The organism is Bacillus sp. CH140a_4T, from assembly GCF_008923725.1.
Lineage (GTDB): Bacteria > Bacillota > Bacilli > Bacillales > Bacillaceae_G > Bacillus_A.
In genome coordinates, this window is sequence record NZ_WBPF01000005.1 from 14,474 (window position 1) to 32,959 (window position 18,486).

The 18,486-nt window shown below is 34.8% G+C and carries 13 protein-coding genes and 1 pseudogene; 13 read left to right on the plus strand and 1 reads right to left on the minus strand.

The features are described from left to right. Nucleotides 1–9 precede the first annotated feature (9 nt). The 6 genes from F8162_RS01060 to F8162_RS01085 all read left to right on the plus strand — a co-directional run bounded on the left by F8162_RS01060 (nucleotide 10) and on the right by F8162_RS01085 (nucleotide 11,387). Nucleotides 10–3,861 carry a phage tail tape measure protein gene (locus F8162_RS01060; protein ID WP_151582736.1) on the plus strand — a complete coding sequence of 1,284 codons (3,852 nt, stop codon included), beginning with the start codon at nucleotides 10–12 and terminating at the stop codon, nucleotides 3,859–3,861. A 14-nt stretch (nucleotides 3,862–3,875) separates the two neighbouring features. Beyond that, complete coding sequence (locus tag F8162_RS01065; protein WP_151582738.1) at nucleotides 3,876–5,366, plus strand: distal tail protein Dit; 1,491 nt, start codon at nucleotides 3,876–3,878, stop codon at nucleotides 5,364–5,366. Next, nucleotides 5,363–9,757 (plus strand): phage tail spike protein, encoded by a 4,395-nt coding sequence (locus F8162_RS01070; protein ID WP_151582740.1) that lies wholly within the window; start codon nucleotides 5,363–5,365, stop codon nucleotides 9,755–9,757. Before F8162_RS01065 ends, F8162_RS01070 begins: the two co-directional genes overlap by 4 nt. Before the next feature lie 93 nt (nucleotides 9,758–9,850). Continuing rightward, nucleotides 9,851–10,087 carry a hemolysin XhlA family protein gene (locus F8162_RS01075; protein ID WP_060748893.1) on the plus strand — a complete coding sequence of 79 codons (237 nt, stop codon included), beginning with the start codon at nucleotides 9,851–9,853 and terminating at the stop codon, nucleotides 10,085–10,087. Then, entirely contained in the window at nucleotides 10,087–10,326 is a 240-nt protein-coding gene (locus F8162_RS01080; RefSeq protein WP_151582742.1) for a holin, read from the plus strand. The genes F8162_RS01075 and F8162_RS01080 overlap by 1 nt, the downstream gene beginning before the upstream one ends. After that, on the plus strand, nucleotides 10,323–11,387 hold the full coding sequence (locus tag F8162_RS01085) for an N-acetylmuramoyl-L-alanine amidase (RefSeq protein WP_151582744.1): 1,065 nt from the start codon (nucleotides 10,323–10,325) through the stop codon (nucleotides 11,385–11,387). The genes F8162_RS01080 and F8162_RS01085 overlap by 4 nt, the downstream gene beginning before the upstream one ends. Before the next feature lie 28 nt (nucleotides 11,388–11,415). On the opposite strand, the gene F8162_RS01090 is transcribed toward F8162_RS01085, so the two are convergent. Next, entirely contained in the window at nucleotides 11,416–11,724 is a 309-nt protein-coding gene (locus F8162_RS01090; RefSeq protein ID WP_225990130.1) for a YolD-like family protein, read from the minus strand. Nucleotides 11,725–12,021: 297 nt separating this feature from the next. Here F8162_RS01090 and F8162_RS01095 point away from each other — a divergent pair, with 297 nt between their 5' ends. From F8162_RS01095 to F8162_RS01125, 7 genes and pseudogenes are all read left to right on the plus strand, one after another. Further along, nucleotides 12,022–12,810, plus strand: coding sequence for a sulfotransferase family 2 domain-containing protein (locus F8162_RS01095; RefSeq protein WP_151582748.1), 789 nt, complete (start codon nucleotides 12,022–12,024; stop codon nucleotides 12,808–12,810). An 86-nt stretch (nucleotides 12,811–12,896) separates the two neighbouring features. Further along, entirely contained in the window at nucleotides 12,897–13,670 is a 774-nt protein-coding gene (locus F8162_RS01100; RefSeq protein WP_151582750.1) for a sulfite exporter TauE/SafE family protein, read from the plus strand. Between the two features lie 41 nt (nucleotides 13,671–13,711). Then, the gene (locus F8162_RS01105; RefSeq protein ID WP_151582752.1) at nucleotides 13,712–14,503 is read left to right on the plus strand and encodes a sulfotransferase family 2 domain-containing protein; all 792 of its coding nucleotides are present in this window, start codon (nucleotides 13,712–13,714) and stop codon (nucleotides 14,501–14,503) included. Between the two features lie 201 nt (nucleotides 14,504–14,704). Further along, nucleotides 14,705–16,447, plus strand: a pseudogene (locus tag F8162_RS01110) (RNaseH domain-containing protein); the annotation flags it as partial. Nucleotides 16,448–16,656: 209 nt separating this feature from the next. Further along, nucleotides 16,657–17,427, plus strand: coding sequence for a DUF3959 family protein (locus F8162_RS01115; RefSeq protein ID WP_151582754.1), 771 nt, complete (start codon nucleotides 16,657–16,659; stop codon nucleotides 17,425–17,427). A gap of 142 nt (nucleotides 17,428–17,569) precedes the next feature. Then, nucleotides 17,570–17,986: a DUF3995 domain-containing protein gene (locus tag F8162_RS01120; RefSeq protein WP_151582756.1), complete on the plus strand. Its 417-nt coding sequence runs from the start codon at nucleotides 17,570–17,572 to the stop codon at nucleotides 17,984–17,986. Nucleotides 17,987–18,127: 141 nt separating this feature from the next. Beyond that, complete coding sequence (locus F8162_RS01125; protein WP_151582758.1) at nucleotides 18,128–18,331, plus strand: hypothetical protein; 204 nt, start codon at nucleotides 18,128–18,130, stop codon at nucleotides 18,329–18,331. Nucleotides 18,332–18,486: the final 155 nt, after the last annotated feature.

Genomic DNA, 18,486 nt, shown 5'->3' on the forward strand with positions numbered 1-18,486 from the left:
GGTGAGACATTGGCAAATGAAATGGATAATTTAGTAGTTAAGCTTTCCCTTGATAATGTGAATTTCCGTCAAGGTATAGCAAATTCAGGACGTGCGGTAAGGACACTACAGAGCGAATTGAAATCTGTAAGTACAGGGATGGGCGGTTTCGCTAGTGCTAGCCAACAAACACAAGCGAAAATGGATACTCTAAGTAGGCTCATTGACGCACAAAAAGAGAAAGTTAAAGCGTTACGGCAAGCATATGATCAAAATAAGGCTAAATTAGGTGAGAATGATGCAGCAACTCAGCGATACGCTTCACAAGTTAATAAAGCTGTTGCTGATTTAAATAGATTTGAAAATGAATTAAAGCAAGTAAATAAGCAGGCTGAACAAAAAGGGATGGATAAATTAAATAATTCTTTAAAATCCCTACAGGCTGAATTTCAGTCTATTACAGCAGGCATGGGCGGTTTTTCTAATGCGACTGAACAAACAAGAGCTAAAGTTGATGTTTTATCTCGTACGGTAGATAAACAAAAAGAGAAGATTAGGGAACTTCAACAAGCCTATAATCGCGCTAAAACAGAAGAAGGCGAAGCGAGTCAATCAGCACAAAGATACGCTGAACAAATTCATCGGGCAACAGCTGAACTTAATCGATTTGAAACTGGATTACAGCAGTCAAATCGTGAATTAGAACAGCAAGGCAATCGTCTATTGAACTTCGGTAATCGTATGGAGACATTAGGTAATCATTTGCAAAATGCCGGAATGCAGATCGGCATGGTATTTGGTGGTATGACTTATGCAATTGGTCGAGGTTTAAAATCAGCTGTGGAAGAATCTATGAACTTTGAACAACAGATGGCTAACATAAAAGCGGTATCTGGTGCGACAGGACAAGAAATGAGTAAGCTCTCCGAATTAGCTGTTAAATATGGGGAAGATACGAAATATTCTTCTGTAGAAGCCGGAAAAGGAATTGAAGAATTAATAAAAGCTGGTGTTGGCTTAACGGATATCATTAATGGCGGATTAGAGGGAGCTCTAAACTTAGCGGCTGCTGGAGAACTAGAGTTAGGAGAAGCAGCAGAAATCGCTTCAACCGCCTTAAATGCATTTAAAAAGGATGGTTTAAGCGTTACGGATGCAGCTAACTTACTTGCAGGTGCAGCTAACGCATCAGCGACTGATGTACATGAACTGAAATACGGTTTATCAGCAGTTGCAGCAGTTGCAGCAGGAGCAGGTATGACATTTAAAGATACATCAACAGCTTTAGCGGTATTCGCTCAAAATGGTTTAAAAGGTTCGGATGCAGGTACTTCGTTGAAAACTATGCTTATGAGGTTAAATCCATCAACTAAGGAAGCGTATAACAAAATGAAAGATTTGGGTTTAATCACATACAATGCACAAGCTGGTTTTGATTTCTTGGTTAAAAACGGCATCCAACCAGCCTCCAGAAATGTAGGGGATATAGAAGTTGCTTTAGAAAAATATGTAATGAAAACAGAAGGAGTTAAGAAGTGGAATGATAAATGTGAAACTACATTCCGTGAATTAGCTACGAGTTCAGCTTTCTTATCATCAAAATTTTACGATCAACAAGGGAAAATCCAAAGTTTAGAGAATATATCAGGAATTCTTCATGAATCCATGAAAGATTTAACAGATCAACAACGAAGCATGGCTTTAGAAACGTTATTTGGTTCGGATGCAGTTCGCGGTGCGACAATTTTGTTTAATGAAAGCGCACAAGGTGTAAATAAGATGTATAGTGAGATGTCTAAAGTAACTGCTTTAGAAACCGCTAATACGAAAATGAACACTTTGAAAGGTCGTATTGAACAATTGAGTGGAGCATTCGATACAATGAAAAAGACAATTGGTGACGCGCTTGCCCCTGTGATTAGTGCTTTTGTTGCGGGATTGCAAAAGCTTGTGGATGGATTTAACGCATTGCCAGGTCCGGTACAAAAAGCTATTTCAATTACCGCTGGTATTGTTCTTGTATTAACAGCGGTGGCTACAGCAATAGGTGTAGTTTTAGCAGCGGTTGGAATGATCATGTCAGGGATTGGAGCATTAGCAACATCATTAGGAATTGTTGGTGGTGCTGCAGGTCTTGCTAGTGCTGCAGTTGGATTCTTAGGTGGTGCAATAAGTTTATTACTTGGTCCGGTCGGATTGATAGCAGCTGCTCTTATCGGAACTGGAGTTGTTGCATATAAAGCATATCAAAAAGCAACTGAAGATAGTATCGCTTCAGTAGATCGCTTTGCTACGAATACAGAAGGAAAAGTTAGTTCCTCCACAAAGAAAGTTCTTAGTGAGTATTTCAAGCTATCTGATGGTATTAGACAAAAGTTAACTGAAATTAGACTAAACCATCAAGTAATAACAGAAGAACAGTCGCAAAAGCTAATTGGGCAGTATGACAAATTAGCTAACAACATTATCGAAAAAACAAATGCAAGACAACAAAAGGAAATTGAAGGACTTAAAAAGTTCTTTGCGGATTCTTATGTATTAACCGCGGAAGAAGAAAATAAGCGGATTGAACAAATGAATCAACATTACGAACAAGAAAAATTAAAAACCCAAGAAAAAGAAAATAAAATTAAAGAAATCCTACAAACGGCAGCTAGGGAAAATAGAGAATTAACAACATCCGAACGTATTTCTTTACAGGCATTACAGGATGAAATGGACAGAGTTGCTGTAGAGCATATGTCTAAAAATCAAATGGAACAAAAGGTTATTCTTGAAAATATGCGAGTGCAAGCTAGTGAAATTTCAGCTAGACAGGCAGCGGAAGTTGTAGAGAATAGCGCCAAAGCAAGGGATAAAGTTATTGAAGATGCGAAAAAGACTCGTGATGAAAAAATTGCAGAGGCAATTCGTCAGCGCGATGAAAATAAAACCATTACTGCTGATGAAGCGAACGCAATCATTGCAGAGGCAAAACGCCAGTATGATAGTACAGTTTCTACTGCAAAAGATAAACATCAAGAAATTGTAAGTGAAGCAAAAGCGCAAGCTGGTGAACATGCAAATCAAGTAGATTGGGAGACTGGACAAGTAAAATCTAAATATCAAGTTATGAAAGACGATGTTGTCCGAAAAATGAAAGAAATGTGGTCAGATGTTACCAATAAATATGAAGATATGAAAACCTCTGCAAGCAATAAGGTAGAGGAAATAAAAAATACAGTTTCAAGGAAATTTGAAGAAAAGAAAAAAGCTGTTACAGATAAAATGCAAGAAATAAAGAATGGTATTGAGGAAAAATGGAATACAGTTGAAAAATTTTTCAGTTCTATAAATCTAAGTTCCATCGGTAAATCAATTATAGAAGGCCTTGAAACAGGATTAGATAGTGCAACGGGAGGCTTGTATAGTAAAGCGAAAGAAATTGCAGGAGAGATTAAAAAGACTATTTCCGGAGCGCTAGAGATTAACAGTCCATCTAAAGTGATGATTCCAGTTGGTAGTGCGGTTCCAGAAGGTGTTGGCGTTGGTATGGATAAAGGGAAACGGTTTGTTGTCGATGCAGCCAAAAATGTAGTTGGAACCGTTAAGAAACAAATGGGGAACATGCCGTCTGTTTTTGATTTCGGATTCCAAACGAATCAATATAGTATCCCACGTAATACATTTAGCGACTTCAACGGATATGCGCAACCGCAATTATCTAATAGCAATCCATCTATGGCAAAAACAATATTCCCCAATAGACCGGGTGGAGAACAAGAACTGAATTTAACCGTAAACATGACCAATGTTTTAGATGGAAAAGAGCTTGCAAATGGAAGTTACACCTATACTACAAAGCTTCAAGATCGTGAACAAAAAAGAAGAGAAGAATTTTAAGGGTGGTGAGCACGTTGGGGAAACTCAGTTTCACTTTTAATAATATTAGAAAAGATTATATTCAAATGCTAGTTGGAAGAAAACGTCCTTCATGGGCTCCAGTAAAAAGAAGATTAGTAAGAGTCCCTCATCGAGCAGGGGCTCTTTTACTTAATACAGAAACGGAGGAACGTCGTATTGACGTTCCTCTTGTTATTAAAGCGAAAAAAGATATGGCAGATTTACAAAAGTTAAAAGAAGATTTAGCGGATTGGTTATATACAGAGCAACCCGCTGAACTTATTTTTGATGATGAGTTAGACAGGACTTATTTAGCATTAATTGATGGCTCTGTCGATTTGGACGAAATAGTCAATAGGGGTAGGGGTATTATTACTTTTGTTTGTCCTATGCCTTATAAATTAGGGAAAACAAATACTCACAAATTTACACAAGAGTGGTCTACAGAAACAACTTCTTATTTGACGAATAAAGGAAGCGTAGAAGCTCCAGCACTAATTGAAATGACAGTGGAAAAACCAAGTACCTTTTTAGATGTATGGTTTGGAGAGTATCCGCATAATCGTGATTATTTCAGAATAGGCTATCCTCTGACTGTGGAAGAAACTACGGTACAAGAACGAGAAAGAGTCATGTGGGATGAAATGTCTACTCCTATAGGATGGACACCTGTTACAGGACAATTCGATGATATGAAAGGGACAGGTAGTTTTAAGTCGAGGGGTGGTTATGCACTATATTGCGAAGATTACGGAAAAGAGGTAGGGTTCTACGGTGCTATAGCCAAGAAAAACATTCCAGGCGGACCATTACAAGACTTTGAAATGGAGGCATGGATGACTTTAAAGTCCAAAAACATAGGTGAAATGGGACGAGTTGAAGTTCTCCTTTTAGATGAGACGGGTAATCTGGTAACTCGCATCAATATGAATGATCTATATGCAACTGCTGAAATTACAAGGGCACATATGAAAATTGGGAATAGCGGAACACCCAATAGTTTTCGGAAATTAGTTGATACAAGTGGATATTATTCAACTACATTTAATCAATTCCGAGGGCGTTTGCGTATCGCTAGGCGGGGTAAGGTGTGGTCTGTATATGTGGCTAAGTTTATAGATGGTACAGAAAAAGATGGCGCTTCGCTTGTAGAACGTTGGATTGATGAAACAGGAAATCCGATGACAGAACGTAAAATTGCACAAGTTATGATCGCAATTTGTAAGTGGGATAATCACCAGCCTGTTAACGAAATACAAATTGATGATTTAAAAATTTGGAAGGTAAACAAAGTCCCATCTAATACAAAACCATATATTTTCGATACTGGAGATAAAATTGTTATTGATACTGAGAAAAGCCTTGTTACAATCAACGGAGAGAACGCAATCAATATAAAAGAAATCTTTAGTAATTTCCCCATCGTAATACGTGGTGAAAATCGTATCGATATAATGCCACCTGATGTAGATGCAACAATCAGTTATAGGGAGAGATATAGATGAGAACACCAAGCGGGATTTTGCATGTTGTGGATTTTAAAACGGATCAAATCGTCGCAGCTATCCAGCCAGAGGACTATTGGGATGACAAACGGCATTGGGAACTTAAAAATAATGTTGACATGTTGGATTTCACCGCTTTTGATGGAACGGACCATGCAGTTACGTTACAACAACAGAATCTTGTTTTGAAAGAAGTTCGCGATGGAAGAATCGTACCATATGTTATTACAGAGACTGAAAAAAATTCCGATACACGATCTATTACCACATATGCTTCAGGAGCTTGGATTCAAATTGCGAAATCAGGGATTATAAAACCACACCGGATAGAGAGTAAGACGGTTAATGAGTTTATTGATTTAGCACTCTTAGGTATGAAGTGGCAACGCGGAATTACTGAATATGCTGGATTTCATACAATGACCATCGATGAATATATTGACCCACTCACCTTTTTAAAGAAGATTGCATCTTTATTTAAACTGGAGATTCGATATCGTGTTGAGATTAAAGGTTCAAGAATCATCGGTTGGTATGTAGATATGATTCAAAAACGTGGTCATGATACAGGCAAAGAAATAGAATTAGGAAAAGATTTAGTCGGTGTTACGCGAATTGAACATACACGTAATATTTGCTCTGCTTTAGTTGGATTTGTAAAAGGTGAAGGTGACAAAGTAATCACTATTGAAAGCATTAATAAAGGTCTACCCTATATCGTAGATGCAGATGCGTTTCAAAGATGGAATGAACACGGACAACATAAATTTGGTTTTTATACACCAGAAACAGAAGAATTAGACATGACTCCAAAACGTTTACTGACGCTTATGGAAATAGAATTGAAAAAGCGTGTCAATTCTTCAATTTCTTATGAAGTGGAAGCACAATCGATTGGTCGTATTTTCGGCCTAGAACATGAATTGATTAACGAAGGCGACACGATCAAAATTAAAGATACAGGGTTTACACCAGCATTATATCTTGAAGCGCGAGTAATAGCTGGAGATGAATCTTTTACAGATCCAACACAAGATAAATATGAATTCGGAGATTATCGTGAGATAGCTAATCAAAATGAGGAATTAAGAAAAATTTACAATCGTATTCTTAGTTCCCTTGGCAATAAACAAGAAATGATAGACCAGCTAGATAAACTAGTGAACGAAGCTAACGAAACCGCTAGTAATGCAAAGAGGGAGTCAGAAGCAGCAAAAACACTAGCTGAAAAAGTACAAGAGAATATTAAAAATAATACCGTTGAAATTATAGAATCCAAGAATCCACCAACAACAGGTCTTAAACGTTTTAAGACACTTTGGCGTGATATTAGTAACGGAAAGCCTGGTATTTTAAAAATATGGACAGGTACAGCGTGGGAATCGGTTGTACCTGATGTTGAATCTGTAAAAAAAGAAACATTAGATCAGGTTAATAAAGATATTGAAACCACAAAAACAGAGTTAAATCAAAAGGTTCAAGAGGCACAGAATCAAGCTACAGGACAATTTAACAAAGTACAGGAAGGTTTACAAGGTGTCAGCCGTACAATTTCTAATGTGCAAAATAAACAAGGTGAAATCGATAAGAAAGTAACTCAGTTTGAGCAAGATTCTAATGGATTTAAAACTTCGATTGAATCGTTAACAAAAAAAGATACTGAAATTAGTAATAAATTAAATACGGTTGAATCAACTGTGGAAGGCACCAAGAAGACGATTTCTGATATACAGTCTGATACAAATTCACTTAAGAAAACAACTACTGAAATTAAAGAAGAAGCTGGGAAAATCTCGACAAAGTTAGAACAAGTTGGTGCTCGTAATGTAGGCGGTGAAAACTGGATTATTGACACTGGAAAGAATCAAAGACCTAAAACAATTGGCATGAATGGCGGTGCCTTGGTTAATAAAGCTGCTAGTTCGTTTAGTGAGGATTATTTAATTGTAGAGTGTACAGATCAAACCGACTCTTTTTATCAACTCCATTTAGATAATACGAAAATGGGGGACTATGAAAAAGGGAAAGATATGACTTTCAGTATCGATCTTCAGAATGACGTACAAGTTGATTTTCTTGTATTCCAATTTATCAATGGTGGATGGTCTGAAAATCTTCAAGTTGGATTCCCTGCTGGCGATTGGTCGAGAAGGACATTTACATTCCAGATAGACGGACGCGCTACGGGTTGGGGTATGCGCTTAAGGTTTGCAAGAAATACAAACCCCATTGGTAAAAGGTTCAGATTTAAAAAAGCCAAGCTTGAAAAAGGGTCAATTCCCACCGACTTCAGTAAGTCAACTTATGAGTTGGAGCAAAGTGTCAACGGCATAACAGATAACATAACAAAGGTGGAAAACAATCAGACATCATTTGATAAACGTGTTACCGAGGTAGAGAAGACAGCAAATGGAATCACTCAAAATGTTTCTAAATTACAAGAGACACAAATGCAGCAAGGGAAAACATTAACTCAAGCTACTACAACGTTAGAGCAACATTCTGAGGCACTGAATCTAACAATGAAAAAGAAAGATGTTGAGGATTATGTTGGCGGTCTTGGATCTATTAACGAGATTAGAAACGCGGGTCTTGATCCTAAGAAAATGAATTTTTGGGGATTAGCGGCGGGAACTGTACTTCAAACTAATGCTATTTACAGGGGTTATCCTACTTTTTGGAGTGACTATTCAGGAAATACAGAATCTAAATGGCAAGGCGTTATGTCAGGATTTGTCAAAGTTACAAAGGGTGAGGATTTAGTGGCAAGTGGTTATTTCGCGACTGATAACATAGCTTCACTTGATAGCAAAGCTTGGTTGGAAGTTGAGTTCTTTAACGCTAGTCAAATTCGCGTAAGAACACAACGTGTAGAAATAACTTGGGCAAAACAAGGCGATTGGAATAGAGTGACTTTAGTAGCTAAAGTTCAAGCGAATGAAGAGTCCATGAGATGGCGTTATTATGTTGAAAAAAACGGTCGTTTACGTGCCACTATGCCTATGTTACAACGCGGTAAAGTAGCTACAGAATTTTGGTTACATCCTAAAGACGTAACCGACTATGATCAGTTAATGGATGATATCGCTAATAGAGTAGCAACTGAGCCATACAATCAGAAAATGACTCAAATTGATAACCGCTTCACTATCAATGAACAGGGGATTAATGCAGCAGCAAAAAAGACAGAGGTATATACGAAGACGCAAGCGGATGGACAATTTGCTTCAGATTCTTATGTAAGAGATATGGAATCACGACTTCAACTAACAGAAAAAGGTGTTAGTATCTCTGTAAAAGAAAATGATGTAATCGCAGCCATTAACATGAGTAAAGAAAACATTAAGTTAAATGCAGCACGAATAGATTTAATTGGTAAAGTTAATGCTGAGTGGATTAAAGCGGGAATGCTAAGTGGTTGCCAAATTAGAACATCAAATACAGATAACTACGTAAGCTTAGATGACCAATTTATACGTCTCTATGAAAAAGGGGTTGCTAGATCATTTCTAGGACATTACAGAAGAACAGATGGCTCAGTACAACCAACTTTTATTTTAGGAACAGATGAAAAGACTAGTGCTCCAGCAGGCGCTTTATTTATGTCTCAAGCAGGCGCAGGATGGTCAGGGGCTTATGCGAGCATTGGTATTAGCGATAGCATAGTTGATGGTGCCGTCCAAAAGTCTGTGTATTGGGAGTTGCAAAGAAACGGACTAAGTGTTCTAAACGCTAATGATTACCATGTGTTTTATGCTGGGAATGGAAGTTGGTATTTCAGACGAGGAAAAACTGGATTATATCAAACTTCGTTAGTCGTTGAAGATAATAGTACAGATTCTGATTTAAGGTTACCTAATATCACTTTACGTAACAGCCGTGCAGCAGGATATACAGGTATCATTCAAGTCAAGTCACCTGTTACTCAGAATGGATGGGGTTCTGTTCAAGGGAATTTCATGAGCCCTTCATTACGGGAATATAAATCTAACATTCGTGATGTTTCTTTTTCCGCCCTAGAAAAAATCAGGAATGTACGAGTGAGACAATTCAACTATAAGAATGCAGTAAACGAGCTTTATAAAATGAGAGAAGAGAGGGATCCTAATGAGCCACCATTGACCACAGAAGATATTAAAACATACTACGGGGCAATTGTAGATGAATGTGATGAATCATTTATTGATGAAAGTGGTAAAGGAATTCACTTATACTCATATTCGTCACTTACAATCAAAGCTTTACAGGAAGTTGATGCAACGGTACAGGAGCAGGAGGTAGAAATATCAAATCTAAAATCACAAGTAGCTAGTCAAGAAGATCGGATAGCTCGATTAGAAGAATTATTACTACAACAATTAATTGATAAGAAACCAGAGCAGCAGTTATAAGCTGTTTTTTTATTTTTCACAAAATACGGCTTTTATAAAAAAAGAGGGACAAATAACTGTCTCTCTTTTTTATTTTGAAATGAGGTGGTCAAAGTGGAAGGGTTACAAGATGTAAGAAATGATGTACAAGAAATGAAGCAAGAAATCAAAGAAATAAGGCTTGAAATTAAAAGTTTGGAAATGCGTACAACAGGAAACGAGAAAGATATTGATAATATCAACAAACAACTAGATAAAATCAGCGCGAATACTACTTGGATTTTACGTCTTATTGTTGGTGGAATTATTGGGGCAGCACTCACCTTCTTTTTGAAAGGAGGTGGTATGTAATGATTAGTTTAGCCGTAATGATTGGAATTGTTGTTGGTCTTTCGCAAATCGCCAAAACAATCGGATTACAAACAAAATATGTTCCGTTATTAAATTTAACGCTTGGCATTGTGCTAGGCGTTTTATTTTTGGACGGGGACATCAAAACAAATGTATTTCAAGGAATCATCATTGGATTGTCAGCAAGTGGATTATTCGACCACACAAAAATTATAAAAAAGGATGTTGATGCTAAATGAAAAAGACATTGAAACATATTACCTCGTTTCTTATGATTCTAGTGCTTACTAGTTCTTTTGCTACAAGTGCTTTTGCTGATAGAACACTTATTATTCCTGATTTACCTAAACAACCATACCGTAATGGTGTAGGTGCTTATGAGGGCGTTGTAGCACATTCTACAGCAACTCCAGAAGCGCCAGCTATCAATATTCAAAAATATGAGTCTCGTACATGGCGTTCAGCGTTCATACATTATGCAGTTGATTGGAATGAAACAATCCAAATTGCTGATACGAAATACATTGCTTATGGTGCTGGACCAGGGGCAAATAAACGATTTGTTCATGTAGAATTATGCGAAACAAAGGATTATGAGAAATTCAAACGCAGCTATGATAAATACATTAAGTTATTAGCTAAAATTCTTCGTGACCGTGGATTATCTGTAGAAAAAGGATTATGGACTCACTATGATGTTACAAAGTATCTTGGTAGTACAGATCATGAAGATCCACTTGATTACTTACGTAGTCATGGCGTTTCAGAAGCTCAATTTAGAGCAGATGTACAACGAGCATACAATAATTCTAGTGCAGATGTTTCTGTCCCTGAGAAGCCATCTAAACCAGCAGAAGTTCCAACAGCTGTAACAGACGGAATTGCTTATATTGAAGGCTATAAAGTTAATTTACGTAAAGGACCAGGTACAAGCTATACTAAGATTCGTCAGCTAAATAAACCAGAATCTTATGTTGTATGGGCTGAAAAGGATGGCTGGCTAAACCTTGGCGGTGAGCAATGGATTAAAAATGATCCATCTTATGTGAAGTTTAGTAAGAAAAGCACGGTGGATTCTTCTATTGTAGGGAAGCGTGTTGGTTCAAAAGTTAACAATCTACGATTCTACAATGCTCCATCTTGGCAGGATAAAGATGTTGCGGGTTCTGTAGATGTAGGATTAGGTTTCACAATTGATACAAAAATACACGTCAATGGATCCCCGCAATTTAAAGTACACAATAGCAAGGGGAAAACATACTATGTAACTGCAAATGAAGCCTATGTGTATGTGAAGTAAGAAAAAAGCCGTCCTATGGGTGGCTTTTTTAGTTTATATTAACTAATTCATCAAATTTAAATTCCATATTTAGTCCAAATGCATCGGTACAATACACCGTTCTCGTCATCGGCTCGATATGTAAGACATTAATGTACATGTCATGAATTAAGCCATCACGGTAATAAGAAATCAATACCTCCTCTTTATTTTGTAATGATTGTACAAGGCCGATTTGTAGTTGTTCTTGCAAGTCCTCAGTCACAATTGGTTTAGGAACTTTATTTAAATCGTTAAGCATTTCATTAATTCCTATGAACTGTTCGGGGAGTGAAGCGAATGGTCTCCATTTTATCAAGACATTTTTAAAATTATTGCAGCGATATTAATATCTCTATCTTTGTACATATATCTTCATACATAATCCTCCTTATAATAGATTTCTATTTTTTAAAATTTGATAAGTGTTTATTATGTTTCGGCATTCTCGAAAAATATAGATACATAAGTAAGTTATTTTTAATATACTGGGATTTTATATGCAAACTTAAGTACCTTTACAGTGATATTTAAATACAATGGTATGAGTAGTTACCATTGTATTTAAATATCACTGCTAGTATGAAATATCATAATAACCAAGGAGGTTTGGCTAATGAAGGGAAATATTAAAGAATTGATTGAATATGGCGAACGTATTCCACATTTTCATAAAGATTTCCCCATAATATTATTTTGGAGTCACAGAAGCGGTTGCACTTCCCTAGCGAATTGGTTTTTCTTCCAAATTGGGTTATATGAGGAAGCGATGAAATATGCACCGTTCATTCATTACTATGAATCTGAAATATACAAAAATAAAATTGATTACTACAAAGATTTAGAAATGCAACTCTTGAAACTAAGTAAGGATACGATAAAACTTGTACGCAACCCTTATAAAAGAGCTGTAAGCTCATTTTTAGTACTTTATGACAACCCTTACGCCTCGAAACAATGGGAACATATTAGAGAATATTTTTATAATGATAAAAATGATTCAAAAGGAATTTCATTTAAGCAATTTTTAAATTATGTAAAAGATATGGGTCCTAAGTCCAGTCAGTTAGATCAACATTTTTCACAGCAATACATTGAGGGGGAAGAAAAGATCATCAAACAAAATATAAAACTAGAGAATTTCAATACAATAATTCCTAAGTTGGAGAAAGAATATAGGTTACTTTCTTCTGATATATCACTCCTTACAAACTCCAATCACCATAGGGCACATCAAATGATTTATAAAGGAAACTATGTAGATGATGATATTACAAACCCACACTTTCCTTCATTATCAACCTATCGAAGTTTTTATGATGAAGAAGCTCTAAACCTTGTTTCAAAAATATTTACTGACGATTTTGAAGCATATGGATATAAGAAGAATGAAATTAATTTTTAACTGATGTACCTATACCCGACTATGCATTGAGTCTCTTTAAAACGACAACCACTATTAAAAGCCAGTGGTATGGAAGGGGAATTATAATGAGTATTTCTATTATAATGATGGGTTTCATCATAGGGGGATTGGTTGGAGTAACAGGGATAGGTGGGGCCGCATTACTGACTCCACTTCTTCTAACACTAGGTATAAGTCCTTCTGTAGCTGTTGGAACTGATTTAGTATATAACTCTATTACTAAAATGTTTGGAATATCCCAACATTTGAAACAGAAGACTATCAATTTTAGATTAGTAAAATATCTAGCTATTGGAAGTATACCCAGTGCAATTATCGCAGTAGTAACACTTCATTTCTTACCGATTTTTTACTATAGCCGAGAGGGAATTATAAAGTATATATTAGGATATGTTTTAATCCTTGCAGCAATTTCTATTTTAATAAAAACATTCTTCTATAATGGATCTACACAAAATTATTTTCAAAAACAGACTATGACACAAAAAAAGAGCCTAACAATTATTATTGGTGCAATACTCGGTTTTATCGTGGGACTTACTTCTGTTGGCTCAGGCTCTTTATTCGCTATTGCAATGATATATTTATATCGACTGAAACCATCCGAATTAGTAGGCACGGATATTACACATGCGTTTTTATTAGTTACGGTTGCAAGCATACTAAATATGAATTTAGGAAACGTAGATTATCTCTTATTAATTCACCTTATCATTGGTTCTATCCCAGGTGTCATACTTGGTAGTAAATTCTCCACTAAGATCCCCGTTAAACCTCTTCAAATATTTTTAGCTATCATTATTGGTGTTAGCGGACTAAAGTTAGTCATCACTTATTAAAAATATTTTATGTTTTTGCGATATAAGAATGGAGGTTCAAAATGAATCATACAGAACTATATAATTTTATAATCAAGCAAGGGCGTGTACCTCATTTTCATAAAGATTTTCCCCTAATCTTATTTTGGAGTCAAAAAAGTGGTTGTACCTCACTAGCGCACTGGTTTTTTTATCAAATTAATTTATTTAAAGAAGCAATAAAATACAACTCATTCATTCATAACTATGAGCAAGAAGTATATAAGAACTCTACACATTATTTAATCCGATTAGCTAATGGATTACAAACTAAGGAGCAAAATACGTACAAACTAGTAAGAAATCCTTATAGAAGAGCAGTAAGTTCTTTTATTGCTCTGATTCCACCACCAAATGTTGAGAATCCTGCATGGAAGCCCATTCGATTATTCCTGTATGGTGACGAAACCTGCAATAAGCCGATTTCATTTAAGTTATTTCTATATTATTTAAAAGCACAAATGACCCAATTAGATCAAATAGATCCTCACTTTACCCAACAATACATACAAGGGGAAGAGGAATTTGTTACAAACTATATTTATCTAGAAAATTTCAACACAGAGATTTCAAAACTAGAAGAGGAATATAAATTGAAAAAATCACCATTAGATCTATTATCAAAATCTTGGCATTATCAAGGTAGTAAGATGATTTACAAAGGGGTTTATGCAGAAGCTGATATTACCAAGCCTCTTTTTCCACGATTACCTATTTATGATAGTTTTTATGACGCAGAAACTATTCAGTTGGTTCAAGAGGTATTTGAAAAGGATTTTAAGATGTATCATTATGATTTAAATTCTTTTTCTTAAAATAAAAGTGTGCCACGCCTCTGATTCTATTAAGTGTGTTTTGTTAAAATAGATAAAATAAAAAAGTGCTAACAAGTTTGCAAACGAACTTGCTAACACATATACAAAATAGACATAATTTATCGCTGATATGACGTCTTTGAAAATAGCTTTAATCAGTTAAATGACACTTATACGAAATGCTCATAAAAATAGTCTTAATATCAAGAATATAACCATCCAGATATTCCTTTGCTTTTAAGACGAAAACGAGGCATGATTTTAATTTCTACTCCAGAATTTGCATCAAATAATAAAAAAACTCGGTTTGTAAAGCTAAAAGTGCAACAAGCAACAAACGGTATAAAGTGGATTAAGATATTTAGAAATTTAAAAGATGATTTTCATATAGGTGGAGAAGTTGATTTGGAGCATATTCTTCAATATCCGAAAGATTATATGCTGGGAGAAAATCTTAGGGTGTTACTTCCATATAACGAGAGAATATATAAAGTTCAAGGTACTAAAATAAAACCTGGTATAAAAGTAAAGGAAAGAGCGTATTTATTTAAAGGGTTTCAGCAAAAATTCTCTTATTTCAGATTACTACCGGAATGTAAAAAGGTAGTCACAAATAATGAAAATGAATTATTCCCTTTAATTGCACCAAAAGGATTAGAGACTATAACGTTAGAAATATGGTCTGAAAAAATATCGTTGGAAGTTGAACAAGCGTTATTTGAAAGGGAAATTGTGTTAGCTCAAATCGGTGAGTCATTATATGTATTAAATGCAGATTCTCCAGTATTGTTAAAAATAGTAAGATATAATATTGAAAAAGTATTGCAAAATCCATATAAAATGCAATATTGCCAGAAATATAAAACAAATTTAGTAGAGGATGTTATGAAAGCGGTTTATGCTACTGCAGGTGAGCGCAATGATGCAACATTAGCGTTAATCGCAATGAAAAATTGTGATGGCCGTGAAAAAATTGATCCGAAGCAAATTGTTAGAGAAGGGTTTGCACGAACAAACCGTATTTCAGCATTTATTAATTTATTTATAGGCCAAAGTGTATCTCGTAAAACAATTATAAATTGTATTTTTAGTTTATTAGAACAAAAAGGATTTTTAAAACGTAATTGGAATAAGATAAATTTACCTTGTACATATGTTAATTTATCAATTGAACGAATCTCGAAATTTGATTTCTTACCTATTTTTTCACAAATAAAAGGAAAAGAAATTTCATATAAATTATATGGGAATACAGATTGGCAAACGATTGATCGTTTAATATTACATGTAAATAAACATAATACCTTTTTACCACAGCCTTCAAAAAGAAATGATATGGGAATTCAATTTAAACAATTTGTTTCTGAAACATTAACAGGAATTTTACAACATGCAAAAGAACAAAATGAGCAAGTATATTTCATTATAGATGCGAATGTAAGAAAACATTGGATAAAAGAGTTAGTAAATAAAAAAATTGATGTAGATACTTTTCCGGAGATTGTTCCAGATATGCTAAAGGTTCCAAACTTAAATATTATAAGAATAAATACAGCTTTTGATGTACCAAAATACGGTGTGATAGAATCTGATGACGTACTGGATAGTACGGGTTTATATATAGATCAAAAAGGAATGTATTATAGCACTGGTGAGTATTCATTTAATGATAGTGAAACATTGCATCGGTACATACTTGAAATATTACCGTTAGGTGTAAAAGTTGCAGAAAGGAATTATATTGCCAAAATGATACATTATATGTGCTGTAATACAAGTATGCTTTTGGAAAAGGATGTACACATGCCGTATTCCATGCATATGGCGAAAGTAATAAAAGGCTATATGACGGATATAGATGTAAGAGAGTTTAAAGAGTTTGATGATGAACTGGATGTAGATATAATAAAGATAGAAAAGAAAGATTCAATTATTCTGCTGTAAATAAATAATAGACAAATCCTGCTCATTATATCGGTCAGGATTTGTCATTTTTTCATGTAAATAAGGATATCCTTTGTCATGTATCTTCTCTTTTATGTATTTACTTTATTTGCGTACAGGATTAAGATGTTTTTTAGAAATAAAAAACTGCATCATTTAAGAAAGCTATATGAATTGATTCAAAAGTAATTTGAAAGGAATGAGGAATTGTGAAGAAATTAGATGTGCTATTAATGCTATTGAGCGGCCTCTTTCCAGTTGCAGGAATGATGAAGCAAATCCCACTAGAACAATCTTTATATATTGGAGGCCTTTTATTTTTTACTAGTTTCGGTAGTTATTTTGCGAAAAAAATATATTCACGTATATGTAGTTGGATAGCATATGCACCATTTATAACACTCCTGTTAGTCATTTGGCATCAAGATATTTCAATAAATTCAATAATAACGAATGCGAAAATTGCCGCATGTGTCGCTTTAATTCCGTGTCTATTCCGTTTTCGTACATATGGACTTACTTTCGGTTTAGTCTCATTATGGGGCGCTTTACTTTGGGATATAAAAGAAGTACAGTCGTTAGTCATACTTGAACGTATGTCGAGTTTAATGATAAGCAATTTTAAATACCTCATGCTTTTAGTTGGCGGGCTTATATTAGGTGGATTAATCGCCATGTTATTACACCGTAAAGAGGAAAATAATAAAGAAAATATAAATCTATTTCAACAAAAAAAGAAACGAAAAAAGCTATCATTTAAGTTTCCACTTCCAAGATTACCGAAATTAAAGATAAAATTATTTAAGTTTGGTGGAAAAGTATCAAAACGAAAAACGCCAGAAAAAATACGTGAGCATAATTACGAAGAACCAGCTCCAGCTGCAACATATGAAATGAGAGAGCAAATAGATCAATATGAAGAAGGTACTGCTCAAGGACAAACGAGGATGGAACGTCGTAGAAATAGGTATAATGCGTGATAAAGTGAAAAACCCCTTAATGATTAATCAATTTTATGAAAAATCATTAAGGGGTTATTATGTTATTAAATATAGATTGCTAAGGTGGAATTTATAGCATAATGTAAAGGTGAAGACTTAAATAAAATAATAGGAGGACAAAATGCTTATTATTACATACATTTCGGTCTGTATATTATTTTTAGTTAGCTTTTTACATGTTTACTGGGCTTTCGGAGGTAAGTGGGCGACAAATAGTGTCATTCCAACAAAAGCTGGAGAAAAGGCGTTTACACCAGGTATAGGGATGACATTGTTCATTGCGCTATTACTAAGTATGGCAGCGATAATTTTATTACAACAAACAAATATTGTTCATTTTGCATTTCCTAATATTATTGTTCAAATGGGGTCCTGGGTTTGTATGATTGTGTTTTTCATAAGAGTAATTGGTGAGTTTCATTATTTTGGTATTTTTAAACGCGAAAAAGATACGTATTTTGCTAGGATGGATACTGTTTTATTTATACCGCTTTGTGCATTTCTATCTTTATCATTTTTACTCGCAATTATAATGTGAATAAAAAAATAGTAGCTGCTTTTTTCATATTAAATATAAACGTAAACTGGCAAGTGTAAAAGTGAAAAATCTAGTAGTAAATAAAAAGGATGTAAGCGCCTTTTTATCGAATTATAGATTATTATGAAAGGCGGGTGCACGATGAAGTATGTAAAAGTCAGTATGAACGGCGGAAGTGAACATAAATTCTCAATGACTTTAGATCGGTTTGAAGAACTTATTACTACAGAGAATGGGCTATTAGAAAATAAATTAGTTAGTATTGAAAATGTAATGATTAATCCTACTAATATATCTTCTGTAGTTGAAAAAATTGGTGTACCAGCAAAGTTTATGGAAGTTTAAAAATCGGTACAAAAAAACATCCACGGAGGATGTTTTTTTGTATAAATATGTTAATTGTACAATGAATTTATGAGGAGAATTTAATGTGATACTTCGTACATGCACAAAAAATAAGTACAAGCATATATTAGATAGTGGGACAAGACCTTCGTGTC

Excerpts from the sequence above, each read along its gene's own strand:
- F8162_RS01070 (WP_151582740.1), top strand. The coding sequence starts at position 5,363 with ATGAGAACACCAAGCGGGATTTTGCATGTTGTGGATTTTAAAACGGAT.
- F8162_RS01080 (WP_151582742.1), top strand. The coding sequence starts at position 10,087 with ATGATTAGTTTAGCCGTAATGATTGGAATTGTTGTTGGTCTTTCGCAA.
- F8162_RS01085 (WP_151582744.1), top strand. The coding sequence starts at position 10,323 with ATGAAAAAGACATTGAAACATATTACCTCGTTTCTTATGATTCTAGTG.
- F8162_RS01095 (WP_151582748.1), top strand. The coding sequence starts at position 12,022 with ATGAAGGGAAATATTAAAGAATTGATTGAATATGGCGAACGTATTCCA.
- F8162_RS01100 (WP_151582750.1), top strand. The coding sequence starts at position 12,897 with ATGAGTATTTCTATTATAATGATGGGTTTCATCATAGGGGGATTGGTT.
- F8162_RS01105 (WP_151582752.1), top strand. The coding sequence starts at position 13,712 with ATGAATCATACAGAACTATATAATTTTATAATCAAGCAAGGGCGTGTA.
- F8162_RS01120 (WP_151582756.1), top strand. The coding sequence starts at position 17,570 with ATGCTTATTATTACATACATTTCGGTCTGTATATTATTTTTAGTTAGC.
- F8162_RS01125 (WP_151582758.1), top strand. The coding sequence starts at position 18,128 with ATGAAGTATGTAAAAGTCAGTATGAACGGCGGAAGTGAACATAAATTC.